This is a genomic window from Ruegeria sp. YTSC325 (assembly GCF_059609525.1).
In genome coordinates this window covers 98,711-123,536 of the sequence record NZ_JBXWLY010000004.1, presented here as the reverse complement: position 1 = coordinate 123,536, position 24,826 = coordinate 98,711, and the positions used below count along the sequence as shown (strand labels likewise).

The following is a 24,826-nucleotide window of genomic DNA, read 5'->3' as shown; positions in this document are numbered from 1 at the left end:
ATATACTTCAAAAAATGAACTATTCAAGATTTGAAGCGCATTGACGCCGCAACTTTGATATTCCCTTGGGTCAATCTCTCTTGAACTAACCTTGCGTTGACTGCATTTTGGGCAAATCCGAAAAACGCAGGGGCAACAATGTATACGCCAGCAATCACCGGCACCGGTGTGTTCACGCCAGACAACGTCATCACCAACGCGGAACTTGTTGCCGCCTTTAATGCATACGCCGATAAGGTGAATGCCGAAAATGCCGACGCGATTGCTTCGGGTGAAGTGGAACCCCTGCAGCATTCATCGGAAGAGTTCATTCTCAAAGCGTCAGGCATCGAGAACCGGTATGTGATGGACAAGACCGGCGTGCTGGACCCCGACGTGATGCACCCCTTGCTGCGCCAGCGCAGTGATGATGAACCCGGCATCATGACTGAGATGGCCGTGGATGCTTGCAAAAAGGCGCTGGCCCAGGCCGGGCGCGCACCAGAAGATGTGGATCTGGTGATCTGCGCCGCCTCGAACCACGAACGGGCCTATCCGGCGATTGCGATCGAAATCCAGCAGGCGCTGGGGATCAAAGGCTTTGGCTTTGACATGAATGTCGCCTGTTCCTCGGCCACCTTCGGTATTCAGGCGGCCGCTGACATGATCAGGTCAGGGTCAGTGAAATCCGCGCTGGTGGTCAATCCCGAGATTTGCTCGGGCCATCTGGAGTGGCGCGACCGCGATTGCCATTTCATTTTCGGAGACGTAGCGACCGCCACCCTGATCGAGCGTGTTGAAGACGCAAATGGTCCCTATTTCGAAATCCTCTCCACCCGTTGCGCAACCGAGTTTTCGAACAACATTCGCAACAACAACGGCTACCTGCGCCGTTCGCGCCCCGATGGCGTAGTTGATCGCCGCGACATGCAATTCATGCAGAACGGCCGTAAAGTCTTCAAGGAAGTGCTTCCGATGGTCAGCAAGCACATTGCCGACCATATGGACTCCGAAGGGCTAAACAGCTCTGACCTGAAACGCCTGTGGCTACATCAGGCGAACAAGACGATGAACGATTTCATAGGCAAAAAAGTTCTGGGCCGCGAGCCCGTACCCGGCGAACAACCCAATATCTTGCAGGACTACGCCAACACGTCCTCAGCAGGGTCGATCATCGCATTCTCGAAATACTCGGATGATTTCGCGGATGGAGAAGTCGGTCTGATCTGTTCCTTCGGGGCGGGGTATTCCGTAGGTTCGGTAATCGTGCGGCGGCACGGATAGTCAGCTCGATCCATCGCGCAACTCAAGAATTCACTTGCTCCAAAACCCTTTGGCGTGATGGATTGAAGTCAACTTGCCTTTGCACGCATTTGCTGAGTCAGCGACACCAATCATTCTGAGTTCACAAAATGGCAACCAAACCTAAAGCACGTGCGTCTCTGGAAGATATCCTGGCATCTTGTTCGGACGTTCTTTTCCCGGAATCTCTCGGCGAAGCTCCGGTTTCTTTGAACAGCCGCGCGTCAAACGGTGATACTGCGTTGCACGCCGTTCTTTGGCGCGACGACACCTACGCGGCCCTGACGTTGATTGCCGCTGGCGCTGACGTAAACGCAGTCGGCGACATGTCGGAAACGCCCCTTCACGTCGCGGTTAAGAAACAAAACCTGAGCGTTATTGAAGCGCTTTTGAAAGCGGGTGCTGATCCCCTTCTGAAACCGGAATTCGATCAGTCTGCAAAGGAATTAGCTGACGCGTTTGGTGGCGACCTTAAACGGCTTTTCGATTTCGATTAACGAAAAACCGGCGATCAACTCACGCTTTCTTCTTCCAGATGCAGCTTCATCTCGATCAGGACCTGTTGCAACAAGCTGGTCTCCTTCAACAAGCGCTTGGCCTCGTTGACGGTGATGATGCCGTCTTCAATAGCAGCTTGATATTCGGTCATCAGCATTGCAAACCGTTGGCTTAACGCGATGACATCCGAATTCACACCTCCGGTCCTGGGGGTATCCGTATTACGGCCATCATAGGACAGCGTGATATTTTTAAGATCCGCCAGGGCCGAGGTCACATGCGGAAAGTTCGAGACGGCCTCGAGCCGAGCAACCGCATCGACTGGCATAAAACGGTCCGCATGTTCCGCGTTGTCCGAATAGTACCGACCCAATGTTGCCTTGGACTTGCCTGTAATCTCGCAGGCCGATTCAATGCCGACGTCTTTTACCAACGCCTCGGTATGTTTTTTCAGATAAGCCCCGATATCTGCCATGTTTCAACCTTTACTGCCTGGCTTTCCCACGACATCTGCCACTATGGGGGAAAGGGTAAGGAAATTTCCCATACTCGAGTCATAATTGAAATGCCATAAATTGACTATCCCTCAGATATGCAGGGATTTTGTGAGTGAGTGGCGGCGTTTCCAGCCGGTAATGAGTGTTTGCAAGGCGGTTTTCTGGTCTTGCTCTGTTATGGCCGCATGATGGCCGACGGCGTCGCTGTTGTTGACGTGGGGGTATCCATCCCCAATGAGCTTTCGCTCGACCCTTGCAACGACAACGGCGACGTCGCTTATTTCTTAGAATTTGGTTACTTGCCCATGCGGATCAGGCGTTTTAGACCCGGGCACATGGCAAAACTGTACTTCAACTATTCAACCATGAACGCGGGCAAATCGACCGTGTTATTGCAGGCCTCACACAACTATCGTGAACGCGGCATGGACACCTATCTTATGACCGCACAGCTTGACGGTCGCGCGGGCGTGGGCAAGATCGCCTCGCGCATTGGCATATCTGCAGATGCGGACACGTTCGGGGCAGAAGATAATGTGTTCGACATGATCGAGAGCCGTCTGGCGCAGGGTAAGGTGGCCTGCGTGTTTGTGGACGAGGCACAGTTTCTGACCCGCGATCAGGTCTGGCAGCTGGCCAGTGCCGTGGATGATCTGAACGTACCGGTTCTTGCCTATGGGTTACGGGTAGATTTTCAGGGACAGCTGTTTCCCGGCTCTGCAGCCCTCTTGGCCTTGGCGGATGAGATGCGCGAAGTTCGAACGATTTGCGAATGTGGGCGCAAGGCCACAATGGTCATCCGTCAGGACGCGCACGGGAATACGATCACCGAAGGAGCACAGGTTCAGATCGGCGGGAACGAAACCTATGTCTCGCTCTGCCGCCGACACTGGCGCGAGGCGATGGGCGGTTAAACCGGCGTCAGCAGCGCCCGGCCTGCGATAAAGGCCGCAACATTGTCCAGCGCCAGGTAACCCATATCGGTGCGCACCTCTTCAGTGGCGGTACCCAGATGCGGGCAAAGGGTCACGTTCTCCATGTCGATCAGCGCCTGCGGAACCTTGGGTTCGAATTCGTATACATCCAGCCCCGCCCCTGCGATCTGTCCGGACTGAAGGGCTGCGATCAGGGCAGCCTCGTCCACGACTTCTCCGCGCGCGATATTGATCAGTAAGGCATTGGGGTTCATCGCCTCAAGTACCGGCGCATTGATCAGATGTTGAGTTTCCGCTCCACCGGGGACGGCCAGCACCAGAAAATCGACCGACGCGGCCAAAGCGGATAGATCGGGTACGAACTCTGCCGGGAATTCCAATTCCTTCGCACTACGCGACTGATAGGCAACCTGCATGGAAAACCCAAAGTGACAGCGCCGGGCAATGGCCTGTCCGATCCGACCCATGCCAACGATACCCACCCGCTTGCCGGTGACGTGGTGGCCCAGCATTTGCGCGGGATGCCAGCCATGCCAGCCCCCAGCCCTGACGATGCGTTCTCCTTCCCCGACACGGCGCGCGGTTGTCAGCAACAAAGTCATGGCGATATCGGCTGTGGCATCCGTAACGGCACCCGGCGTATTGGTGACCGCAATACCTGACGCGCTGGCCGCGTCCACGTCAATATGGTTGTAGCCGACGCCAAAATTGGCCAGCAGTTTGCAGCGCGGATCGGACACATCCGCGAATACCTGCGCCGAAAAAAGATCGCCAAGCGTTGGCATTACCACGTCGAATTCCGTCAAGGCCCGCCGCATCTCATCCGGTGTCAGTGGCGACGTTTCTTCGCGAATCTCCGCATCGAACTCCGTCCGTGCGCGCTCCATTACGGCGTCGGTCATGGGGCGTGTAATCAATAATTTCATCAGTGCATCCTCCCGCCGGTCGGAACCTCTCCATCCGGTCCGATCAGAACGATCTCGCCATTTTCGTCGGGCAGACCCAGAACCAGCACCTCGGACATGAACTTGCCTATCTGGCGCGGCGGGAAGTTCACCACGGCCATAACTTGCTTGCCCACCAGCGTAGCCGGATCGTAATGCGCGGTGATCTGGGCCGACGTCTTTCGCTCGCCGATCTCATCGCCGAAGTCGATCCACATCTTGATCGCCGGCTTACGGGCCTCGGGGTACGGCTCGGCGCGGATCACTTCACCCACGCGGATGTCGACCTTGAGAAAATCGTCGAAGGAAATCTCACTCACGGGACAGCTCCTTGGATCGGTCGGTCGCGGCTTTGACGGCGCGGTGCAGCAGGTCTGGGAAACCCTGTTCTTCGTGCATCAGCACCTCGAGCGCTGCCTGCGTGGTGCCATTGGGCGAGGTCACATTGACTCGCAGCTGCGCGGGGTCTTCGTCGGCGGTCATCGCAAGCGCGCCTGCCCCTGCAACAGTAGATTTGGCCAGCTTCATTGCCAGTTCATGCGGCAAGCCCTGCGCCTGCCCCGCAGCGGCCAGCGTTTCGATCAGGTGGAACACATAGGCCGGACCCGATCCGCTTAGGCCAGTCACTGCGTCCATCTGCGCCTCATCCGTCAGCCGGACAGTCTCACCAATCGCGGACAGCAGGTTTTCGGCCATGGTCACATCGGCCTCGGAGGCCTGTGCGTTGCCGATCAGCGCCGTGATGCCCTGCCGGATTGCTGCAGGCGTATTCGGCATCGCCCGTACGATCGGCGTGCCCGCGCCCAACACAGATTCAAATGTGGAAATCGACGTCCCCGCCGCGACCGAGACGAACAGGCTTCCGCCCCCGCCCAGCGCTTTGATCGCGGGCAATGCTTCGCCCATCATCTGCGGTTTGACGGCCACAAGCACCACGGCTGGGGCTTCGGGCAACGGTGTGTTGATATTGACGCCTTGTGCTTTCAACCAGTCCGAGGGGTACGGATCCACGACCCAGACTGACGACGCTGGTAAGCCATGCTCTAGCCAGCCAGCCAACATGGCCGATCCCATCTTTCCGCATCCCAGAAGCACAAGCCCCTGTTCCGCGATGCGCGACATGTCCATGATTGCCCCTCCCCATTATCTGGCTTGGGGCAAAGCTTTACGCGCGGCCGTAAGCCTCTGCAATGGCGACTTGCATCGCATCTTCGGGATCACGATTGCCCCAAGTGACCAGCTGGATCGCCGGGTAATAGCGTTCAGCGCTCAGGACAGCTGCAGTGATCATCGTGTCGATCTGTTCCGGGCTGGCCGTCTGACCACCCGCCAGAACCAGACCATAGCGATAGACCATCAGTTTCTGGTTAGCCCAATAGGTAAACGCCCCGGCCCAGCACTGATCGTTCATCTTGTTCAGAAGCTCATACAGCTCGCTTTCCCGCTCGGATGGCGGGTCCATTTCGAACGAGCACACCATGCGCAGGGTTTCGTCATAGTTCGACCAGGCCAGAGTGATGGAATAGGTGCGCCACTGTCCTTCGACAGCCATGGCGATCTGATCATCGCCGATGCGATCAAAATCCCAGTCGTGATGTTCGGCCAGGTGTTCAACAATATCAATCGGATGAAGGTCTTCTTCGAGAAACTGCTCGGATAGGGCCATAATGCCACCTCACTTATCTCTAGCAATTCGGGGCTGGCAGCGCCCCAGCGCTAGTTGCCTGCTCTACAAGCCGGGCTTCCCCCATGTGCCTGTACTAAATATGGTGCGCCGCGCGCACCCATCTGGCAACCCTATTTATTGGGGATAACAGCAATAAGTTGTGGACGAACAGCAACGGAGATCAAAATATTGGCGCCGAGCACAGCTTTGTCTTGATTTGCGTTTGCAGGGCAGCAAAATGCACAACACCGCACAATCTGGCCTCAGATTGCGCGGCGTTCTCTCTATCTTCGAATCTGTGCTGAGACGTTACTTGTCCAGCTTTGCCTCAAGCGCGGCGATACGCTGTTCCAAGGCTGCGTTTTCTTCGCGCGCCTTTTGCGCCATGGCGCGGACCGCATCGAATTCTTCGCGGGTGACGAAATCGCGGTCCGCCAGCCAGCGGTCGATCATCGACTTCATCGCATTCTCGGCCTCTTCCCGCGCGCCCTGCGCCACGCCCATGGCGTTGGTCATCAGTTGGGAAACATCGTCGAGGATCTTGTTGCGGGTCTGCATGGTTTTTCTCCGAAATCGCGGTTGTTCTCTATATGGGTAAACTTTGCGTCAGGCTCAAGGTTGACTTGCCCTGCAAAGCACGGGCAATGAGACGCACATGCAGGCTGTTCTGAATTTCCCCGATCTGTCGCCCGAACTGTTCTCGATCTCACTATTGGGGATGGAGTTCGCCCTACGTTGGTACGCGCTGGCTTATATCGCAGGCATCCTAATCGCGTGGAGGCTGGGGTCAGCGGCGCTGAAACGCCCCGCGCTTTGGGCGGATAACACGCCCCCGATGAAACCCCAGCAGCTTGAGGATCTGATCACTTGGATCATCCTTGGGGTGATTCTGGGTGGTCGACTTGGGTTCGTGCTGTTTTATCAGCGCGACTACTATCTTGCGAACCCGGCGGACATTTTGAAAGTCTGGCAGGGTGGCATGGCCTTTCACGGCGGTCTGCTGGGGGTGATTGTTGCCTCTTACATCTATGCGCGCCGTCACAAGATATCGGTACTGCCGCTGGCTGATCTCATTGCCCACACTGTTCCGCCGGGGTTACTGCTGGGACGGTTGGCCAACTTCATCAACGCCGAGCTTTGGGGCCGCCCCAGCGAGTTGCCATGGGCGGTAATCTTCCCCGGCCCTGCCGCGCAAGACTGCCCCGGTGTGCTGGTTGGCATGTGTGCACGTCATCCCTCGCAGCTTTACGAGGCCGCGCTGGAGGGGTTGCTGCTGGGGGCTGCGCTGCTGTGGCTGGTCTACCGCAAGGGCGCGCTGCGCAAACCCGGACTGGTTATGGGTGTGTTTCTGGCCGGGTATGGTGCGTCCCGGTTCATCGTTGAGTTCTTTCGGCAACCGGACGCACAGTTTATCTCGGCCGGAAACCCACTGGGACTGGCGTGGCCTATTGGCGAATATGGCCTGACCATGGGGCAGCTCTTGTCGCTGCCAATGATCGCGCTTGGCCTATGGTTCGCCCTGCGCGCGCGAAACGCGCGATGAGCCTGATTGACCATCTGCTGGAGCGCATCGCGCAAGACGGCCCGATGACCGTGGCCGACTACATGACCGAATGCCTGCTGCACCCGACGTATGGCTATTACACCACACGCGACCCTTTGGGTACGCAGGGCGATTTCGTCACCGCGCCTGAAATCAGTCAGATGTTCGGTGAATTAATCGGCCTAAGTCTGGCGCAAAGCTGGATGGATCAGGGGCACCCAGATCACTTCGTTCTGGCCGAGCTTGGGCCGGGGCGCGGAACACTGATGGCGGACATCCTCCGGGCCACACGCGGGGTCCACGGGTTCCATGGTGCGGCTGAAATCGTGTTATTCGAAGCCTCACCGACGTTGCGCGACATACAGGCAGAAACGTTGAAGGATTTTGCACCGCGCCGGATCACAACGCTCACCGACCTGCCCGACGCGCCCTTGTTTCTGGTCGCCAACGAGTTCTTTGACGCCCTGCCCATCCGCCAGTTCCTGCGCGACGGCCTGGCGTGGCGCGAGCGCCTTATCGGGGCTAAGGGCGAATCGCTGACCTTCGGACTGGGTGCTCAGGCGGATCAGGTCGCTCTGACGGACCGATTGCAAGACACGAAAGATGGCGATCTGGTTGAGCTTTGCGCGGCAGCTATCCCCATCCTGACCGTCATCGCGGGTCGAATCGCCAGCCACGGCGGTGCCGGTCTGATCGTGGATTATGGCGACTGGTATTCGCTGGGCGACACGTTTCAGGCCCTGCGCGGGCATGAGCGTGTGAATCCGCTGGATACACCCGGTCAGGCGGATCTGACCGCGCATGTGGATTTCGAACCTCTTGCACTGGCAGCACGTGCCGCCGGTTGCGCCTATTCCCGCCTGACCTATCAGGGCGTGTTTCTGGAACGGCTTGGCATTACCGCCCGTGCGCAAGCTTTGGCCAAACCGCTCGGCGGGTCCGAGCTTGATACGCTGGTGACCGCACATCGCAGGTTGACGCATCCCGAGGAAATGGGAAACCTGTTCAAAGTACTGGGGCTCTACCCCTCTTACGCGGCACCTCCACCGGGACTGGAACCATGACACTGGAAATACTGACCTCGGACATGCTGTCAGACGTACGCCACGGCTTTTTCAGCCGCCGTGGCGGAGCGTCATCAGGGGTGTTTTCCGGCTTGAATTGCGGCTACGGCTCGTCAGACCAGACCGAGGTTGTTTCGATCAACCGGGCGCGTGTGGCTCAGGCGATGGAGGTCGAGCCCGAGGCGCTTATTGGCGTACACCAGGTGCATTCTCCGACCGTGGTTAAGGTTGACGCACCGATGAACGGCGAGCGTCCACGCGCGGACGCAGTGGTCACAGCTACTCCGGGCTTGGCCCTGACCATACTTACAGCGGATTGCCAGCCCGTTCTTTTTGCCGACACCCACGCAAATGTTATCGGCGCGGCCCACGCAGGGTGGCGCGGGGCTTTGGACGGCGTTCTCGAATCGACTCTGGACGCCATGGAAGAACTGGGGGCAAAGCGCGAAAACACGGTCGCTGTGATTGGCCCGTCGATTTCGCAACAAGCATATGAGGTCGGGCCTGAGTTCCTGGATGATTTCGTCGCAGAAACGACAGAAAATCTGCGTTTCTTCGCAAATGGGGAAGGCGACAGGTTGCAATTTGACCTTCCCGCTTACGGTTTGCATCGCCTTCGACAGGCAGGCGTAGGCCAAGCTGAATGGACCCGGCACTGCACCTATTCAGACCCCGACAGATTCTATTCCTACCGGCGATCTACGCACGCCAAAGAAGCGGACTATGGCCGCCTTATTTCTGCAATCAAATTGTAGACCTAGACTGAATTGTGGCGATTTCGCCGCTTTTTTGCCACATTCTTTGTGTCTACCTGAGTCGTAACAAGTTGAGTTTTATTGTCCGCTCTCAGGTGTTTATCTGCCGATGCGCCAGCAGTGTGAGACAGTATGAAGAAAGAGGAGCTGCTAACCTTCATTTTGTCCTGAATTGATCCCGGATCAGCCTTATCGCTGCCTCAATATGGCGTCAGATTGGCATACCAAAGGGAAATGGGGCCCAAAAACCCCAGAGGAGCAGGACCAGATCATGAAGGTAAAATCTCGCTTTCTGAGCGCCGTTGTCGCGGCGACCAACGAAAAGACGCCGGAGATGCCGTGGAAAAGCATTTCCAGCGACTCGGTCAGGGTTGCCCGTCGTTTGGCGGAAGGGGTCTGATCGTGACGCCCAGGGTACCAAGCTGCCGGTTCCAGGGGCCAAGACGCGCATCGGAGGGGTGCTCCGGCCCGATGCGTGACCTGCCGCAGGTATTTTCCGCGGTCAGGTTCAGGGGCGTTGTGTGCGCGGGTAATTTTCGCCGGCGTTGTTGTGAGTTTGTCTGGGGGGTCAAGATGTTGACCAAAGGTGTGCTGAATACCATCACGTTGCGACGTCGGTTTGACGCTCGCCCTGAGGTCGCCCTTTCATTCAAAACAAAGAAAAAGATCGGTCAGACGGGCCTGTACGGAGGGTTCAACCTGTCTGCACGGATGATAGAAGGGACGGAATAAAAATGCCTATTCCACATTCGCTTTCGCGCGCGGCCAAAAACGCCGTCGATACTTCGGCGATGCTGCGGGATGCGCCAAGGGACAAACCAAAGGCGCAACTGCGGCGCTATGAAGTGAGCGCGCTGCTGCCAAATGGCGATATCTCTCAGACCCGCCATATCGCGCCCGCTTTGCCGATGTTCGAGGACGCATTCTGCGCCTTTACCCGAGGATCTTTAATTGAGACGGAAACCGGCCCGCTCGCGATTGAGGACCTGCTGCCCGGTGATACTGTACTGACGCAGGATGGCTCGTCTCAGACTGTGCTATGGAAAGGCTCTGTGACCCTGGTTCCCGGACGCGAGGATTCCCGAGGTCGGACTCGCCCTCTGACGCGGATCATGGCCGACACATTCGGGATGCAGAAACCTCTTTCAGGCGTTATCGCGGGCCCAGCGGCGCGGTTGGTTGGAACCCCGTCCCACCTGCGCCATCTGCACGGCAATGAGACCGTTTTGACCCCGGTTCACGAATTTCAGGACGGAATGAGCGTGGTCGAAACCCTGCCGCCAACGCCGATCGAACTGTTCCATATCTGTCTCAAGCGCCATTCTGTGATCAAGATCGACGGGCTGCAGTTCGAGACGTATCATCCCGGTGTCAATGCAGTTCGGATGATCAGCCATTCCTTGCGCTCGATCTACCTGAACCTGTTCGCGCATGCCGATTCGCTGAATGATTTTGGTCCGCTGCTGATGCCGCGTGCTGGCGACGGAGAGGTGGACGCGATCACAGCGTAAATTTTTGTCAGTGCTGCAGAGTGGGGGCTTTATGCAGATTCTTTTGGGTTGGGTGCTGTTCCTGATCGTTACAGCGATTCTTCCGCCATGTTGTTCCGCACATAAACGGATGCGCTTCAGGCCATCCGGTTCATGCGTTCTTCCAGAACATCGAACGGCACACCGGGCTCGTCCTTAGCGCCTCGAATCACAAGCGATGTCTTAACACTGGCCACATTTGGGGTGGTCAGCAAATCGCCGGTCAGGAACCGCTGAAAACTGCTAAGGTCAGGGGCGACGCATTTCAGGATGAAATCAACCTCGCCATTCAGCATGTGGCATTCGCGGACCAAGGGCCAGTCGCGGCACCGCTCTTCGAAGGCGCTCAGTTCGGTCTCGGCCTGACTTTCCAAACCAACGCTGGCAAAGACCTGAACCTCGAATCCCAACTCTCGCGCGTTCACTTCGGCGTGGTAACCGCGGATCAGGCCGGATTCCTCAAGCGTACGGACGCGCCGCAAACACGGAGGCGCAGAAATGCCGACACGTTTCGCAAGTTCGACATTGGTCATTCGACCGTCTGCCTGCAATTCCGCCAGAATTTTGCGGTCAATCTCATCCAGCCGTGTCGCGACCATAAAATGCTCCTGATTTTTCGGTTGTTATATCAGCACCCAGAAGATGCGCAATAATCTTTCGCGTTAGCGCAATATTCTTTATTTTAAACGCCCTATTTATGGGCGCCATTCGCGTAATGCATAGCGGTTCTCTGTCAGGAAGGGGCTTTAAGCACCGCCATCGGGTCGCTATATCCAGTCGCCAAGGGGCCACGCGCCCACATCAGGCAGATCGAGTTGGGGGTACCATGGCCGAAACGAAACACACCAAGGTTCTGATCATAGGATCGGGGCCCGCCGGATACACGGCGGGCGTTTATGCCAGCCGCGCAATGCTGGAACCGATCCTGGTGCAGGGCATTGAACCCGGCGGTCAGTTGACCACCACCACAGAGGTCGAGAACTGGCCCGGCGATACAGAGGTTCAAGGCCCCGACCTGATGGTTCGTATGCAGGACCATGCTAAGGCAATGGGATGTGAGATCATCGGTGACATCATCAGCGATCTGGACGTCAGCAAACGCCCCTTCACTGCCAAAGGCGACAGCGGCACGACCTATACAGCTGATGCAGTCATTCTGGCGACCGGCGCACGCGCAAAATGGCTTGGGCTGCCGTCCGAGGACAAGTTTAAAGGCTTTGGTGTCTCGGCCTGTGCCACCTGCGATGGGTTCTTCTATCGTGGACAGGAAATCGTTGTCATTGGCGGCGGCAACACTGCCGTGGAAGAAGCTCTGTTTCTGACGAACTTTGCCAGCAAGGTCACCTTGATCCACCGTCGCGACGAGTTGCGGGCCGAGAAAATCCTGCAGGATCGCCTGATGAAAAACGAAAAGATTGAACCGCTTTGGTTCCACGAGCTGGATGAAGTGCTTGGCACCGATGCGCCTTTGGGCGTTGAGGGCGTGCGCGTCAAGAACGTGAAAACCGGTGAAATCTCTGAGATTCCTTGTAAGGGCGTGTTTATTGCCATCGGTCACGCCCCTGCAAACGAGCTGGTCAAGGACACGCTTGAAACCCACATGGGTGGCTATGTCGTGACCAAGCCGGGTTCGACCGAGACTTCCATACCTGGCGTATTCGCCGCCGGTGACTTGACTGACCACATCTATCGTCAGGCCGTTACCAGCGCCGGTATGGGCTGCATGGCAGCGCTGGATGCCGAGCGGTTCCTGGCGGAGCAGGACTAGCCAATGATAGAATTCTCCGGCCCGGTCTGGAGAATTCTGTTTCGAACACATTCAGACGCCCCTTTGGCCCCCGCTCGGGCGCCAGAGGGGCGTTTTCACTATGCAGGTCAGACCGCACTTTATGCATCTCTCAGCCCCGAAGGGGTCGAAGTCGCGATACGTCGCTATGTATCGCGCGATGACCCACCGCGAATCCTGCAACGTGCAAGGATCACAGAGGCACGTCTTGTCGACCTGAGAGGTCAGCCCGAAGCATCCATCGTTTGGCAAGACATTGCAAAAACCTGCGGGCGTTCTCCAACCTGGCAATTCTCGGACAAGGCTCGAGCTTTAGGTGCCGATGGCATGATCTATAGCTCTCGATCACGGCCCCAGCTCAGCCATGTGGTTCTGTTCCGTACCAGTGCCCGGCTTATTTGCGTCGATGCGCCGTCAGAAACCTGGGTACCTGCTTATTCTTGACCCGCCCGCGCGCCCGTATCAGACTCGGGGTACAAGGCAAGAATTCACAGGTGACCTGAAGTGAAGAGCGTATTGTGGCAAGGCGGGTGGATAACCCGGCTGAGGATTGGCAGTGGCCTGATCCTTTTCGCGTTTGCATTCCTGCACTTCATCAATATCGGCTTGGGCCTGTTCCACACCGATTACCTGCACGGAATGCAAGACGGCCGCCACGCTGTCACCCGTCACGACATCGGCAGCGCCTTGCTCTATGCTGCTTTGTTCATTCACTCGGGTCTGGCGCTCTATTCGATCAGTCAACGCAAAACACTAAAAATGCCGCTGAGCATGGCATTGCAGATTGTTCTGGGATTGCTGATCCCGCTGCAACTGATCGCGCATATCGTTCACACACGTTACGCGCACGAGGTGTTCAACGTGAACGACGAGATGGGATACATCATCGCGCTGATGTGGCCCAGCTCGGCGATCTGGATGCAAAGCATGCTCTTGCTGGTCGTTTGGGTGCACAGCTGCATTGGTCTTCATATGTGGCTGCGGTTGACCAAATGGTGGCCCAAAACAGTCCCCTATCTGATCGGATTGGCCGTGTTCGTCCCGTCATTTGCGATGGCGGGACTATTGACAGAAGGGCGGCGGATTTGGGCCGATTTCGGCGACCCGTTTCTGCGCGACCAATATATCGAGCATTACAATTGGCCGTCGCCCGAAGAATTTCAGGCTCTGTTTAGCGTCAAGGACAATGCGCTATTGGCCTTTTGGATCGCTCTGGGTGTTTCGTTGGCCGTGTTTGCGGGACGCAAACTTCTACGGCGCAGACATTCGGTCCGCGTTACATATGTCGAAGGACCAGAGGTCGTCGCTGAAAAAGGCATGACCCTGCTTGAGATATCGCAGGCCAATGGCATCCCACATACGGCCCTGTGCGGTGGCAAAGGCCGCTGCACCACGTGCCGAGTCATTGTCGAAGACGGTGCGGCAGAGCTTCCGGCTCCAAGCGAAGTTGAAGCCCGCAGCCTTGCCGCAGTCCGGGCGCCCAAAGGCGCGCGGCTGGCTTGCCAAATCCGCCCGACTCAGCCGATTACGGCCTTTCGAATGTTTCGTCCTGATGGCCTTCGAAACCGCGCACATGCCAGCCAAGGCCAGGAACGTCAGCTTGCCGTTCTGTTTCTGGACATGCGTGGGTTTACGTCGCGCACGACGGGACAGCTGCCCTATGATATTGTCTTCCTTCTGAACCGTTTTTTTGACGCGATCGTTCCTGCGATCACTGCCGAAGGTGGGGTGGTCGACAAATACATGGGCGATGGTCTTTTGGCCGTGTTCGAAACCGCCGACCCCGCAAGTTCCGCCCGTGCTGGTTTGATGGCCGCAGCCGATGTCAGCCGCGCACTGGAACGATTCAACAAGCAACTCAACGCAGAAGGCAGCTCGCATATTCGCATAGGCATGGGGTTGCATCTGGGTGATCTGGTTCTGGGCGAAATCGGTGCCGCCGGAACAGCGACACGCACCATTATCGGAGACGCGGTCAACGTTGCCAGCCGGTTAGAGGCAGAGACCAAAACTCTGGGCGTCGAGCTTTTGGTCTCAGAGGACCTTCTGCGCGCGGCCGGATATGACGGTGACGAAACGGGGCTACAGTCTTTCAAACTAAGGGGGGTTTCCCGCCCAATTCCTGCGTTACCGGTAAGGAACGCCACCTTACTGGCGCTTAGGATAGCTGCTTAGGAACACATGGCCTAGAACTTGCCCAATTGCCGACAATTCGAAGAACCACAGTCGGCATTTGCATTTGAATGTGGAAAATTCTTCCAATCCGAGCGAAAACCGCGCATATCGTCCTTTGTTTCATGAATGTATATGGACTTCACCTGATCATCGGGGCAAACGCCCCTTAAACACCTATGAATCACGGGCAAAACTGCCCTTACGCAAGAGTATTCCGATGACGATGTTAAGCAATCTGGCCCCTATCCCAGAACTCTATGTCTCCTACGACTCGGCGCAGAAGCTGAAAGTAGAAGCCGCTGACCTGACCAGTTGGGACCTGAGCCCGCGCCAGATCTGTGACCTTGAACTGCTGATGAACGGCGGGTTCAACCCGCTTAAGGGTTTCCTGTCCGAAGCCGATTACGACAACGTCGTTGAAAACATGCGTCTGGCCGACGGTACCCTGTGGCCGATGCCCATCACGCTGGACGTCAGCGAAGACTTCGCCCAATCAATCGAGCTGGGTCAGGACATCGCCCTGCGTGATCAGGAAGGCGTCATCCTCGGCACCATGACCGTGACCGACCGCTGGACCCCGAACAAATCCCGCGAGGCTGAAAAGGTATTCGGCGCGGATGACGACGCGCATCCAGCCGTGAATTATCTGCACAACACCGCAGGCAAGGTGTATCTGGGTGGACCTGTGGTCGGCATCCAGCAACCCGTCCACTATGATTTCCGCGCCCGCCGCGACACCCCGAACGAGTTGCGCGCCTATTTTCGCAAGCTGGGCTGGCGCCGCATCGTTGCGTTCCAAACCCGTAACCCGCTGCACCGCGCCCATCAGGAGCTGACCTTCCGTGCTGCCAAGGAAGCCCAAGCCAACCTGCTGATCCATCCGGTTGTCGGCATGACCAAGCCCGGCGACGTCGACCACTTTACCCGCGTGCGCTGTTATGAGGCGGTTCTGGACAAGTATCCGGCCTCGACCACCTCGATGTCGCTGCTGAATCTGGCCATGCGGATGGCAGGCCCCCGCGAGGCGGTCTGGCACGGGCTGATCCGCGCCAATCACGGCTGCACCCACTTCATCGTGGGCCGCGACCACGCGGGCCCCGGCAAGAACTCGGCCGGTGAAGATTTCTATGGCCCCTATGACGCGCAGGACCTGTTCCGCCAGTTCCAGGACGAGATCGGAGTCGAGATGGTCGACTTCAAACACATGGTCTATGTGCAGGAACGCGCCCAATACGAACCCAATGACGAAATCGCGGACAAGGATGACGTCACCATCCTGAACATCTCGGGCACCGAACTGCGCCGCCGTCTGGCCGAAGGTCTGGAAATCCCCGAATGGTTCAGCTTTCCCGAGGTTGTGGCCGAGCTGCGCAAAACCAAACCACCACGCAGCCAGCAGGGCTTTACCGTGTTCTTCACCGGCTTCTCGGGTTCCGGCAAATCGACTATCGCCAACGCGCTTATGGTCAAGCTGATGGAGATGGGCGGCCGCCCCGTGACCCTTCTGGATGGTGATATCGTTCGTAAGAACCTGTCGTCGGAACTCGGTTTCTCGAAGGAACACCGCGACCTGAACATCCGTCGCATCGGCTATGTGGCGTCGGAAATCACCAAGAACGGCGGCATCGCCATTTGTGCGCCCATTGCGCCTTACGCCACCACCCGTCGCGCAGTTCGCGAAGAGATCGAGCAATTCGGTGCCTTCTGCGAAGTCCATGTTGCGACCAGCATCGAAGAATGCGAGCGCCGTGACCGCAAGGGTCTGTATAAGCTTGCGCGTGAAGGCAAGATCAAGGAATTCACTGGCATCTCAGACCCTTATGATGTGCCCCAGAACCCGGAGCTGAGCGTCGAGACCGAGAATGTCGAGGTCGACAACTGCGCCCATCAGGTGCTGCTCAAGCTTGAAAGCATGGGTCTGATCGCGGCGACTTAAGCTGACCGCCACATGAAACAGGCCCTCGCGCTGCGGGGGCCTTTTTTGTGATCAGAGCTCGGCGCGAATGGCCGCAACAGCGCGGGCTTCGAAATCACCGTATTCAGCCGCCTTGGGCTGGATCGCCTGTAGATGCGACAGGCGCGCAGCGTAGTCCTCGGGTGAGGCCGCTTGAACGGCGCGGTGAATATCGGCCTCGGATTCGCACAGGATCATGCCGGATGTGTCGAAGAAATCCCCGATATTCGGGCAGCCCCAATAGATCGGAACAGTGGCGCACAGGATCGCATCCGTCAGTTTTTCCGAGAAATAATTCCGTTCCCGCACATTCTCGATCACCACAGAATAGCGATACGGGGCCAGCCCGTCGGATTTCTGGTCAAACGGCATATAACCACGACCCATGATATCGACATCCGCGCCCGTCTCGCGCACCCAGTCGATGACCGCATGACGCAATTGGTGACCTTCCAGATCGCGCTTGGCCGAGGCGATCAACGAACAGGACTTGATCTTTTCGACGGACAACTTCTGCCAGTCCGGCACCATGGTGACGCCATAGGGCAGAAAGACCGCATTCGGGATGCCTTGCAGCAGGACGTCATGGAAGGTCAGCACACGAAAGAACCGACGCCATGTCCAGCGCAGTATCCTGTCGTGTTTTGCGTGGATGGCCGAGGGTTCCCCCATCATCAGCGAAATCTGCGCGCGGGTACCCCGGCGCAACCGCAGATGCACGGTGGAATTGGGATACATGATCAGGTGATCGGTTGGTTCAAGATCCCCGACAGTTTTGCCAGTCAGACGATCCGGGCAACCCTCGGGCCAGATCAGATCGCTGAGAAAAACCGATCTCAGTTTCGGCCCCAACCGGTGCCCATAGGGCAGGATCGCAATTGCGGGCTCAGACATCAATTTCCCTCCGGCAGATTGACCTGCCCACGCATCAGCACATGGCCGCTCCCGGCCACCTTGATGCCGGTCATTGCCTCCGGCGGGCCAACACGCGTAACGGTGGCCTGACCCGGGCGGCCCATGTCATGGCCTTGTTCGGCAACAAAGCTGTCTTTCTCCATCAGACCGTGCTTCCACAGATAGGCCGCCATCGCACCGGTGGCGGACCCGGTAAACGGGTCCTCAGGCGGGCTGGGCGGCGCCAGCAACAAGCGCGAATACGTGTCCCCGCCATCGGTCGCGCCTTGCAGTGCAACCAGAAACGGCTCGGCCATATCCGAACCCGAGAACCCAGCCATAGCCGCGACCTCACGCAGCGGTCCCTCGGCCAGTTTCGCGGCCCGCAGCGCCGCGTGATCACGCAGGACGGTGATGCAGAACGGCAAGCCGGTAGACACGAATTGCGGCGGTGAAGTGATGGCATCTGTGGACAGGCCGATCGCGGAGGCCACCAAATCAGCCGGCACCTCGGCGCCAAATTGCGGTGCGACCTGAGTCATCTCGATCTCGTCACCGTTCAGGCGGATTTCGACGAGGCCCGCGCCCGTCTCAAGCGTCAGGCTGTCGCCGTCAATCATCCCGCGTGACCGCATGGCGGCCACGGTCGCAATGGTTGGGTGCCCGGCAAAGGGGATCTCGCGGCTGGCCAGAAAGTAGCGAACCCGGATATCAGCGATGTCAGAAGGCCCGGTAAAGGTGCATTCGACCAAAGACGTCTCTTGCACATAGGCCATGCAGATCGCATCGGATAAACCAGCGCCGCCATGCACGACTGCGCACCCATTGCCCCCAAAAGCGCGATCGGTAAAGGCATCTACCCAGTCAAAATCAAACCAGCTCATTCCTCGGACCCTTTGCTTTACAAGGCATATCTCGCCCGGTCAGCGTCGGATGTCACGAGGAAAACGCCCAAAGGGCCGTGTCAGTGCACGGCCACCGGCGAGAAGTCATGCTCGCGCGCGAGGTTGAAGGCCAGCTTACGGTCGGCGACCAAAGCCAGCCGTTGCCCATCCGAATCATGGACGGCATATATCTGATCCAGATCGCCTGCCTGCTCGCGCATTTCTTCTGGCAAATCGGCGACTTCAACCGTTTTGACATAGACGATCCGGTCGCCCTCGGCGTTCAGTTCAATCGGTGTATTCATTGCTCTTACCCCTTTCTTATGTTGATCGTTTGCACCACGGTTTCTGGCACAGCGCGGGTCAGATCCACATGCAGCAGACCATTTTCCATGATCGCCTCGCCCACCTCAACCCCGTCGGCCAGCACGAACATGCGCTGGAATTGACGCGCCGCGATGCCGCGATGCAGGAATATGCGCCCCTCGCTGTCGTCGCGTTGACGGCCCCGGATCACCAGTTGGCGATCCTCGATGGTGATCGACAAATCCTGCTCGGCGAACCCGGCCACGGCCAGCGTGATCCGATACGAAAAGTCCGAGGTCTGTTCGATATTGTAGGGCGGATATCCTTCATTTCCGGCCTTTGCAGACCGTTCCAAAAGGCGTTCCAGTTGCTCGAACCCCAAAAGATGCGGGTATGAGCCCAAGGTAAGTTTAGACACGTATTTCGTCCTTTATTGTCAAAGCGACGTGTGGTGCGGCCCCGTTCTGGCAACCGCGTAGAATAGAATATGGGAATGTAGCCAGATGTCCACAAGGTCTGGCAGGATAAACCCTGACACACTATCTTGTGTGACAAGCACCACAATAACCACTGAGTCGACCATGAACGCCCCCACCGATCTTTCGATGAAAACTGATGACGTTCTGCGGGTCGAGCTGGAGGTTTTTCGCCGCCAGCACCGTGATCTGGACGAAGCGATTGAGGCACTTCAAGGCACCGGTACGGCCGACCAACTGACCATCAAGCGTTTGAAAAAGCAGAAATTGCGGCTGAAAGACATCATCCGTCTGATCGAAGACCGCCTGACCCCCGATATCATCGCCTGACACATTGCCTCGAATGCGGATTTGGCTATAGTGCGCGCTCTCTCAGAAGGCAGGGACATAAGCGGATGAGCGACGTGAAAGTGGGGATCATCATGGGCAGCCAGTCGGACTGGCCCACGATGAAAGAAGCCGCCAATATTCTGGACGAATTGGGCATAGCCTATGAAAAGCGCATCGTGTCCGCCCACCGCACCCCGGACCGGTTGTGGGACTATGGCAAGACCGCCGTATCGCGTGGTCTGCATGTGATCATCGCCGGTGCCGGAGGGGCAGCACATCTGCCTGGCATGATGGCCTCGAAAACCCGCGTGCCCGTGATCGGTGTTCCGGTGCAGACGCGGGCGCTGTCGGGCGTCGATTCGCTTTATTCCATCGTCCAGATGCCCAAAGGGTTTCCGGTGGCAACCATGGCGATTGGCGCCGCCGGTGGAGCCAATGCGGGCCTGATGGCAGCCGGTATTCTGGCACTGCAGGACGACGCCTTGGCGGGCCGTTTGGACGCGTGGCGCGATGCCCTGTCAGCCTCGATCCCGGAAGAACCGCAAGGATGAGCCGCGTCGGGTTCATTGGAACTGGCCATATAGCAGCGCCGATTGCACGGCTGCTGGCACGCAAGGGGCATGATATTTATGTGACTGAGCGTAATACCACTGTCTCAGCCGCGCTAAAGGCCGACATCAACGCAACCGTCGGCGACCCGCAATCAGTGATCGACCAATCGGACATCTTGTTTCTGTGCCTTCGGCCTCAAGCCGCGCTTGATGTGCTCGAACCTCTGAGCTTTCGCCCCGATCATCGGATCGTATCGGTTATGGCGGCGGTGTCCGAAACGGACCTCAGATCGCTTTGCACTCCGGCGGAGGATTTCGTGCAAACAATCCCTCTGGGCTTTTTAGAAAACGGCGGCTGCCCCATGGCAGCTTTTGGAAATGATCAGTTGTTGGCCAATCTGGTCTCACCCGAGAACTCGGTTGTTAAAGTCGCAAATGAAGCCTCGCTAAATGCCCATTTTGCGATCTGCGCGATGGTTCCCGGTGTTCTGGACTTGTTGGCAACCGGCTCGAAATGGCTAGCCGAACAGACTGGTGACGCTGACGGAGCCGAGTTCTATACGACCCAGTTGATAGCAGGATTTCTTGCGTCCACGGAAAAGGATCGGGCGGGTCGGCTTGCTGCAGAACGCGATGCGCTGGCAACAGAGGGAACTCTGAGCTTGCAGATGACGCAGGCATTGCAAACGGACAAGGCCCACAAGGCGCTGCGCGACGCCCTGACGGCAATCGGCAAACGGTTGGAGACCTGAACAATGACCGACATGCTTGCACCAGGCAACACGATTGGCATCCTCGGTGGTGGACAGCTGGGGCGGATGCTGTCCGTCGCGGCGGCTCGACTGGGGTTTGTGACCCATATCTTTGAACCCGGTGCCAACCCGCCCGCCGGTCAGGTGGCCGACCGGGTGACCACGGCGGCCTATGACGATGCCGACGCCCTGCGCGCTTTTGCCGAATCCGTCGATGTCATCACCTATGAATTCGAAAACATCCCGACCGAGGCGCTGGACCTGCTGGAATCCCACCGTCCGATCCGTCCGGGGCGCGAGGCGCTGCGGGTTAGTCAGGATCGCCTGACCGAAAAGAATTTTCTGCAAGGGCTGGGCCTGCAGACCGCGCCTTTTGCAGATATCACCGATCTCGACAGCCTGAAGGCCGCGATTGATCAGATCGACACGCCTGCAATCCTGAAAACCCGCCGCTTTGGGTATGATGGCAAAGGGCAAGCCCGGCTGCGCGCACCCGGGGATGCCGAGACCGCCTTGGCCGATATGGCGGGCGCCCCTGCGATCCTGGAAGGGTTTGTGGAGTTCAGCCACGAAGTCTCGATCATCGCGGCGCGCGGGTTGGATGGGCAGGTCGCCTGCTTTGACCCCGGCGAGAATGTGCATCGCGATGGCATCCTGCACACGACGACGGTGCCCGCTCGCCTGCGCCCGGCGCAACGCACGGATGCGGTGCTGTTGGCAGCCAATATCCTGAACGCACTGGACTATGTGGGCGTGATGGGGGTTGAGCTGTTCGTGACGCCGCAGGGCCTGATCGTGAATGAGATCGCGCCGCGCGTGCATAATTCGGGCCACTGGACGCAGAATGGCTGCGCGGTGGATCAGTTCGAGCAGCATATCCGCGCGGTGGCCGGGTGGCCTTTGGGCGACGGTCAGCGGCATTCGGATGTGGTGATGGAGAACCTGATCGGTAACGACATGACCCGTGTGCCTGAGCTGGCGCAGGAACGAGACGTGGCACTGCATCTTTATGGCAAGGCCGAGGTTAAGGCAGGCCGGAAGATGGGGCATTTCAACCGTATCGTCCGCTGAGAAATCGCGCTGGCGCGCGATGCCTCCGGCGGAGGTATTTTTAGCCAGATGAAGCGCGGATCAGTTGAAGAACCGGGCCGCGATATCCCCGGTCATATAGCTGATCCGACCCCTGGCCATTGTTGCGGCGACCCGGTGGGTGTTTTTGTCCAGAATGGTCAGGTCGGCGCGTTTTCCGGGGGCCAGCGTGCCCCGGTCGGTCAGGCCCAGCACCTTCGCGGGCCCCGAAGAAACCATCGCCCAGGCCCCGACCATATCCAACAGGCCCGATTTGGCCAGCATCAGCGCCGCGCGGCGCGGGCTTGGGTAGTGGTAGTCCGAGGCCAGCGCGTCGCACAGTCCCATCGTGATCAGGTCCAGCGCGCTGACATTGCCCTTGTGCGATCCGCCGCGCACCACATTGGGCGAGCCCAGAATGATGTGGTCGCCTGCGGTATGCGCGGCCTCAGCCGCGTCGAGCGTTTCGGGGAATTCCGAGATTTGCGCCCCGCGTGCGCGCCAGTCTGCCCGGGTTTCGGCGGTGGCGTCATCATGGCTGCCCATGCGCACCCCCTGCCCCGCCAATGTCGCGCACAGCTGATCCAGCGCCGCTGGAACGTCACCGCAACGGGCATGCATGGAGAGCAGCATCTCAAAATGTTTGTCCGGGTTGCGCCCGGCTTTCAGCGCCTGTCCGGTCAAGCGCGGTGGCTTGCGCCCTTCGGCCAGACGGTCATGCGGCAGGTGGTCATTGAACACCACATAGGGCACCTGCCAAGCGGCGATCTTTTCGGGCAGACCGGCGTAGTCGTTCAGCATATGCGTCTCAAACCGAAGTTGGGGAACCAGGTCGGTCACCACACGGCCTTTAACCGAGGCAATCGCATCAAACACCTGACCAGCGAATGCTGGGCCGCGCACGCCGCCCTCCCAACTGTAGAACTGCGCCAGAACGGCGGTGGTAATGCCGTTGGCGGCCAGTTCGGCCTCGACCGAGAGGATGCCTTCGTCCATCTGTTTCATCGCACCCCGGCGCGGGGCGATGTGGCGTTCGAACCCGTCGCCGTGCAGGTCGATGATGCCCGGCAGCACCAGATAGCCGGACAGATCAATAGGGCGCCCGGTGGCATCCGCCTGTATCACACCGTCCGCCAAGAACAGGTCGGTCGGGATCAGGCCATCCTCCGGAAGCAGAACCTCTGCGCCGGTCAGGGTCAGGTTCAATGTGCTCATTCGGAACGCTCCGACTCGGGCTCGGAGCAATCCTGCCCGATGCAGATCTCGTCGATGATATCCTGCACCCCGTCCAGCCACGTGATCTGAGGATCAAATTGACCGAATTCGATGAAGTGCAGCGCCTGTGCCATGACGCGCGGGTTATTCATCATAAAAGTGTGGGTCACTGGCAGGACGATATGGTCCTTCATGCCCGCGACCTTGGTGCTTTCGACCGAAACCTTGCCGTCATCCGGCCCATCAATCATCGAGGAAAACAGTGGGTTCAGTGTGTCTTTGCCCGCAATCACGCCCAATTCAAAATCCACCGGCGGCAACATGCGCGGAAGGCCCTCGGGGCCGGTGCCCAACGCAAGGCCGGCGGGGCCGTTCAACATGCCGAACACCTCATAGGCGCTAAGTTCGTCCACCAATTGGCTGCCCTGGTTGGGCGGGCCCAGCATGACCACGCGGCCCAGATTTTCGGGTATGTTGTCCTGCAGCCAATAGCGCAGCAGGATGCCGCCCATCGAATGGGCCACCACGTTGACCGTATCCTCGCCACAGGCCGCGAACGCATCCGGCAGGGTCTGGTTCGCAAGGTCCGGGATTGGCAAGTCGGTCGAGGGGTAGCCCGGTCGCACAACCGTATAACCATGCGCCTTGAACAGCTGATCCATTACGGTAAAAGACGCCTCGGTCCGTGCAAGCCCGTGCAAAAGCACTACGCATTTCGCTTGGGCCGCAACCGGCAGAAGGAACAGAATTAAGGTCAGCAGAACTCTCATAGCGGCCAGATAAGCCCTAAGCGCGAGTGATGAAACCCCTAGCGCGGTTTCAGGCGCAGAACAGCCAGCGCGATACCGCCCAGCACAAGTGCCGCACCAAAGATCAGGCGCAAGCTGGCGACCTCACCCAACAGAACCGCACCGCCCAAAATGGCAATGATCGGCACGCTCAACTGCACCACCGCCGCCGTGGTCGGGGCCAGTTGCGGCAATACGCGGTACCACAGCGCATAGCCCATCCCCGAGGTGACACCGCCCGACACAGCCGCCAGCACATATCCCGAGCCAGTCATCTGCCAATCGCCCCCGACGGTCAGCAAGGCTAACGCCGTCACCGGCAGAGCGACCACGAAATTCGCCGCAGTCCCGGCCAGAGCATCCGGCTCGGACCGACCAACCAGCGAATAGATCGCCCACCCGATCCCGGCGGCTGTCATCAGCGTCGCGCCAACCGGATTGACGTGCACCTGATCTGTGGGCCAAAGCACCCAGGCCAATCCTGCCAGCGCGATCACCGCGCCAGCGATCTGGCGCACGGTAGGCAGGGCCCCGGTAACAGAGGTCACGGCAAACATCGTGATCTGCACGACACCAAACAGGATCAACGCGCCCAATCCCGCATCCAGCGTCAGATAGGCAATCGAAAACCCGATCATGTATAATGACAATGACCCTGCCCCTGCGATCCGCCGCATATTCCGAAGCGGCAGATTTCCCCCTTTGAGGAAAACAAGCGCGGCCAGAACAAACGCCCCGGCCAGTACGCGCACAGTGGCAAATCCGGCCGGATCGCTTGCCCCGCTGTCGATGGCAAGCCGGTTGAGAATCGAGTTGGCCGCAAAGGCAACCATGGTTAGGGCCGTCAACAGGAACAGTTTCATAACAACCGCATAATGGGTTTAGGGCCGTTTGCACATTCACAATCTGGCGCGAGGATTGAAACGAAACGGGGC

32 protein-coding genes are annotated in these 24,826 nt (G+C 58.4%); 17 read left to right on the top strand and 15 right to left on the bottom strand.

The window, feature by feature from the left end; translation table 11 throughout:
* The first annotated feature begins 138 nt into the window (after positions 1–138).
* Both AC2FF7_RS07955 and AC2FF7_RS07950 read left to right on the top strand, forming a co-directional pair.
* Complete coding sequence (locus AC2FF7_RS07955) at positions 139–1,263, top strand: beta-ketoacyl-ACP synthase III (RefSeq protein ID WP_480867835.1); 1,125 nt, start codon at positions 139–141, stop codon at positions 1,261–1,263.
* 128 nt (positions 1,264–1,391) lie between these two features.
* The gene (locus AC2FF7_RS07950; protein ID WP_480867836.1) at positions 1,392–1,778 is read left to right on the top strand and encodes an ankyrin repeat domain-containing protein; all 387 of its coding nucleotides are present in this window, start codon (positions 1,392–1,394) and stop codon (positions 1,776–1,778) included.
* Between the two features lie 14 nt (positions 1,779–1,792).
* Here AC2FF7_RS07950 and AC2FF7_RS07945 read toward each other — a convergent pair whose 3' ends face one another.
* Complete coding sequence (locus AC2FF7_RS07945) at positions 1,793–2,254, bottom strand: hypothetical protein (RefSeq protein ID WP_068336404.1); 462 nt, start codon at positions 2,252–2,254, stop codon at positions 1,793–1,795.
* Between the two features lie 357 nt (positions 2,255–2,611).
* On the opposite strand from AC2FF7_RS07945, the gene AC2FF7_RS07940 reads away from it, so the two are divergent.
* Complete coding sequence (locus tag AC2FF7_RS07940) at positions 2,612–3,190, top strand: thymidine kinase (RefSeq protein ID WP_480867838.1); 579 nt, start codon at positions 2,612–2,614, stop codon at positions 3,188–3,190.
* On the opposite strand, the gene AC2FF7_RS07935 is transcribed toward AC2FF7_RS07940, so the two are convergent.
* From AC2FF7_RS07935 to AC2FF7_RS07915, 5 genes are all read right to left on the bottom strand, one after another.
* Entirely contained in the window at positions 3,187–4,137 is a 951-nt protein-coding gene (locus AC2FF7_RS07935; protein WP_496905470.1) for a 2-hydroxyacid dehydrogenase, read from the bottom strand. The two genes, AC2FF7_RS07940 and AC2FF7_RS07935, sit on opposite strands and share 4 nt — an antisense overlap.
* Positions 4,137–4,475, bottom strand: a complete 339-nt coding sequence (locus tag AC2FF7_RS07930) for a tRNA-binding protein (RefSeq protein WP_170352363.1) — start codon at positions 4,473–4,475, stop codon at positions 4,137–4,139. The genes AC2FF7_RS07935 and AC2FF7_RS07930 overlap by 1 nt, the downstream gene beginning before the upstream one ends.
* Positions 4,468–5,283: a pyrroline-5-carboxylate reductase gene (gene proC, locus AC2FF7_RS07925; protein ID WP_496905469.1), complete on the bottom strand. Its 816-nt coding sequence runs from the start codon at positions 5,281–5,283 to the stop codon at positions 4,468–4,470. The genes AC2FF7_RS07930 and proC overlap by 8 nt, the downstream gene beginning before the upstream one ends.
* A 37-nt stretch (positions 5,284–5,320) precedes the next feature.
* Positions 5,321–5,821 carry a type III secretion system chaperone family protein gene (locus tag AC2FF7_RS07920; protein ID WP_170352361.1) on the bottom strand — a complete coding sequence of 167 codons (501 nt, stop codon included), beginning with the start codon at positions 5,819–5,821 and terminating at the stop codon, positions 5,321–5,323.
* 309 nt (positions 5,822–6,130) lie between these two features.
* Positions 6,131–6,379 (bottom strand): accessory factor UbiK family protein, encoded by a 249-nt coding sequence (locus AC2FF7_RS07915; protein WP_170352360.1) that lies wholly within the window; start codon positions 6,377–6,379, stop codon positions 6,131–6,133.
* A gap of 97 nt (positions 6,380–6,476) precedes the next feature.
* Between AC2FF7_RS07915 and lgt the strand changes: the two genes are divergently transcribed.
* The 6 genes from lgt (at position 6,477) to AC2FF7_RS07885 (ending at position 10,694) form a co-directional block, all read left to right on the top strand.
* Positions 6,477–7,364, top strand: a complete 888-nt coding sequence (lgt, locus tag AC2FF7_RS07910) for a prolipoprotein diacylglyceryl transferase (protein WP_480867842.1) — start codon at positions 6,477–6,479, stop codon at positions 7,362–7,364.
* Complete coding sequence (locus tag AC2FF7_RS07905) at positions 7,361–8,428, top strand: class I SAM-dependent methyltransferase (protein ID WP_496905468.1); 1,068 nt, start codon at positions 7,361–7,363, stop codon at positions 8,426–8,428. Before lgt ends, AC2FF7_RS07905 begins: the two co-directional genes overlap by 4 nt.
* Positions 8,425–9,183 (top strand): peptidoglycan editing factor PgeF, encoded by a 759-nt coding sequence (pgeF, locus tag AC2FF7_RS07900; protein WP_480867846.1) that lies wholly within the window; start codon positions 8,425–8,427, stop codon positions 9,181–9,183. Before AC2FF7_RS07905 ends, pgeF begins: the two co-directional genes overlap by 4 nt.
* Before the next feature lie 271 nt (positions 9,184–9,454).
* Positions 9,455–9,583 carry a hypothetical protein gene (locus tag AC2FF7_RS07895; protein ID WP_269149638.1) on the top strand — a complete coding sequence of 43 codons (129 nt, stop codon included), beginning with the start codon at positions 9,455–9,457 and terminating at the stop codon, positions 9,581–9,583.
* 173 nt (positions 9,584–9,756) lie between these two features.
* Positions 9,757–9,915 (top strand): hypothetical protein, encoded by a 159-nt coding sequence (locus tag AC2FF7_RS07890; protein WP_170352357.1) that lies wholly within the window; start codon positions 9,757–9,759, stop codon positions 9,913–9,915.
* 2 nt (positions 9,916–9,917) lie between these two features.
* Entirely contained in the window at positions 9,918–10,694 is a 777-nt protein-coding gene (locus tag AC2FF7_RS07885; RefSeq protein ID WP_170352356.1) for a Hint domain-containing protein, read from the top strand.
* Positions 10,695–10,810: 116 nt separating this feature from the next.
* Here AC2FF7_RS07885 and AC2FF7_RS07880 read toward each other — a convergent pair whose 3' ends face one another.
* The gene (locus tag AC2FF7_RS07880; RefSeq protein ID WP_170352355.1) at positions 10,811–11,311 is read right to left on the bottom strand and encodes an Lrp/AsnC family transcriptional regulator; all 501 of its coding nucleotides are present in this window, start codon (positions 11,309–11,311) and stop codon (positions 10,811–10,813) included.
* A 227-nt stretch (positions 11,312–11,538) separates the two neighbouring features.
* On the opposite strand from AC2FF7_RS07880, the gene trxB reads away from it, so the two are divergent.
* The 4 genes from trxB (at position 11,539) to AC2FF7_RS07860 (ending at position 16,609) form a co-directional block, all read left to right on the top strand.
* Entirely contained in the window at positions 11,539–12,480 is a 942-nt protein-coding gene (gene trxB, locus AC2FF7_RS07875; RefSeq protein ID WP_480867850.1) for a thioredoxin-disulfide reductase, read from the top strand.
* A gap of 3 nt (positions 12,481–12,483) precedes the next feature.
* Positions 12,484–12,942, top strand: a complete 459-nt coding sequence (locus AC2FF7_RS07870) for an RES family NAD+ phosphorylase (protein ID WP_480867852.1) — start codon at positions 12,484–12,486, stop codon at positions 12,940–12,942.
* A gap of 60 nt (positions 12,943–13,002) precedes the next feature.
* Positions 13,003–14,673, top strand: a complete 1,671-nt coding sequence (locus AC2FF7_RS07865; RefSeq protein WP_496905467.1) for an adenylate/guanylate cyclase domain-containing protein — start codon at positions 13,003–13,005, stop codon at positions 14,671–14,673.
* A gap of 217 nt (positions 14,674–14,890) precedes the next feature.
* Positions 14,891–16,609 (top strand): bifunctional sulfate adenylyltransferase/adenylylsulfate kinase, encoded by a 1,719-nt coding sequence (locus AC2FF7_RS07860; protein ID WP_170753371.1) that lies wholly within the window; start codon positions 14,891–14,893, stop codon positions 16,607–16,609.
* Between the two features lie 51 nt (positions 16,610–16,660).
* Here the strand turns inward: AC2FF7_RS07860 and AC2FF7_RS07855 are convergent, their stop codons facing one another.
* The 5 genes from AC2FF7_RS07855 to AC2FF7_RS07835 form a co-directional block, all read right to left on the bottom strand.
* Positions 16,661–17,521, bottom strand: a complete 861-nt coding sequence (locus tag AC2FF7_RS07855) for a hypothetical protein (protein ID WP_496905466.1) — start codon at positions 17,519–17,521, stop codon at positions 16,661–16,663.
* Entirely contained in the window at positions 17,521–18,405 is an 885-nt protein-coding gene (locus tag AC2FF7_RS07850) for a PhzF family phenazine biosynthesis protein (protein ID WP_496905465.1), read from the bottom strand. Before AC2FF7_RS07850 ends, AC2FF7_RS07855 begins: the two co-directional genes overlap by 1 nt.
* An 80-nt stretch (positions 18,406–18,485) precedes the next feature.
* On the bottom strand, positions 18,486–18,710 hold the full coding sequence (locus AC2FF7_RS07845; RefSeq protein WP_170352348.1) for a DUF1150 family protein: 225 nt from the start codon (positions 18,708–18,710) through the stop codon (positions 18,486–18,488).
* Between the two features lie 5 nt (positions 18,711–18,715).
* Positions 18,716–19,129, bottom strand: a complete 414-nt coding sequence (locus AC2FF7_RS07840; protein WP_058280036.1) for an Hsp20 family protein — start codon at positions 19,127–19,129, stop codon at positions 18,716–18,718.
* Between the two features lie 18 nt (positions 19,130–19,147).
* A complete protein-coding gene (locus AC2FF7_RS07835; RefSeq protein WP_170352347.1) occupies positions 19,148–19,294 on the bottom strand; it encodes a hypothetical protein in 147 nt (48 codons plus the stop codon).
* On the opposite strand from AC2FF7_RS07835, the gene AC2FF7_RS07830 reads away from it, so the two are divergent.
* From AC2FF7_RS07830 to AC2FF7_RS07815, 4 genes are all read left to right on the top strand, one after another.
* On the top strand, positions 19,293–19,517 hold the full coding sequence (locus AC2FF7_RS07830; RefSeq protein WP_170352346.1) for a YdcH family protein: 225 nt from the start codon (positions 19,293–19,295) through the stop codon (positions 19,515–19,517). The genes AC2FF7_RS07835 and AC2FF7_RS07830 overlap by 2 nt on opposite strands.
* A gap of 65 nt (positions 19,518–19,582) precedes the next feature.
* The gene (purE, locus tag AC2FF7_RS07825; protein ID WP_170352345.1) at positions 19,583–20,068 is read left to right on the top strand and encodes a 5-(carboxyamino)imidazole ribonucleotide mutase; all 486 of its coding nucleotides are present in this window, start codon (positions 19,583–19,585) and stop codon (positions 20,066–20,068) included.
* Positions 20,065–20,820, top strand: coding sequence for an NAD(P)-binding domain-containing protein (locus tag AC2FF7_RS07820; RefSeq protein WP_480867861.1), 756 nt, complete (start codon positions 20,065–20,067; stop codon positions 20,818–20,820). Before purE ends, AC2FF7_RS07820 begins: the two co-directional genes overlap by 4 nt.
* Before the next feature lie 3 nt (positions 20,821–20,823).
* Positions 20,824–21,891 carry a 5-(carboxyamino)imidazole ribonucleotide synthase gene (locus AC2FF7_RS07815; RefSeq protein WP_480867862.1) on the top strand — a complete coding sequence of 356 codons (1,068 nt, stop codon included), beginning with the start codon at positions 20,824–20,826 and terminating at the stop codon, positions 21,889–21,891.
* A 60-nt stretch (positions 21,892–21,951) separates the two neighbouring features.
* Here AC2FF7_RS07815 and AC2FF7_RS07810 read toward each other — a convergent pair whose 3' ends face one another.
* Genes AC2FF7_RS07810 through AC2FF7_RS07800 form a run of 3 tightly spaced genes read right to left on the bottom strand, consistent with a single transcriptional unit; the run spans position 21,952 to position 24,754 of the window.
* The gene (locus AC2FF7_RS07810; RefSeq protein WP_480867863.1) at positions 21,952–23,103 is read right to left on the bottom strand and encodes an alpha-D-ribose 1-methylphosphonate 5-triphosphate diphosphatase; all 1,152 of its coding nucleotides are present in this window, start codon (positions 23,101–23,103) and stop codon (positions 21,952–21,954) included.
* Positions 23,100–23,873, bottom strand: coding sequence for an alpha/beta fold hydrolase (locus AC2FF7_RS07805; protein WP_480867865.1), 774 nt, complete (start codon positions 23,871–23,873; stop codon positions 23,100–23,102). Before AC2FF7_RS07805 ends, AC2FF7_RS07810 begins: the two co-directional genes overlap by 4 nt.
* A gap of 38 nt (positions 23,874–23,911) precedes the next feature.
* Positions 23,912–24,754 (bottom strand): DMT family transporter, encoded by an 843-nt coding sequence (locus tag AC2FF7_RS07800; RefSeq protein WP_496905464.1) that lies wholly within the window; start codon positions 24,752–24,754, stop codon positions 23,912–23,914.
* Positions 24,755–24,826 lie beyond the last annotated feature (72 nt).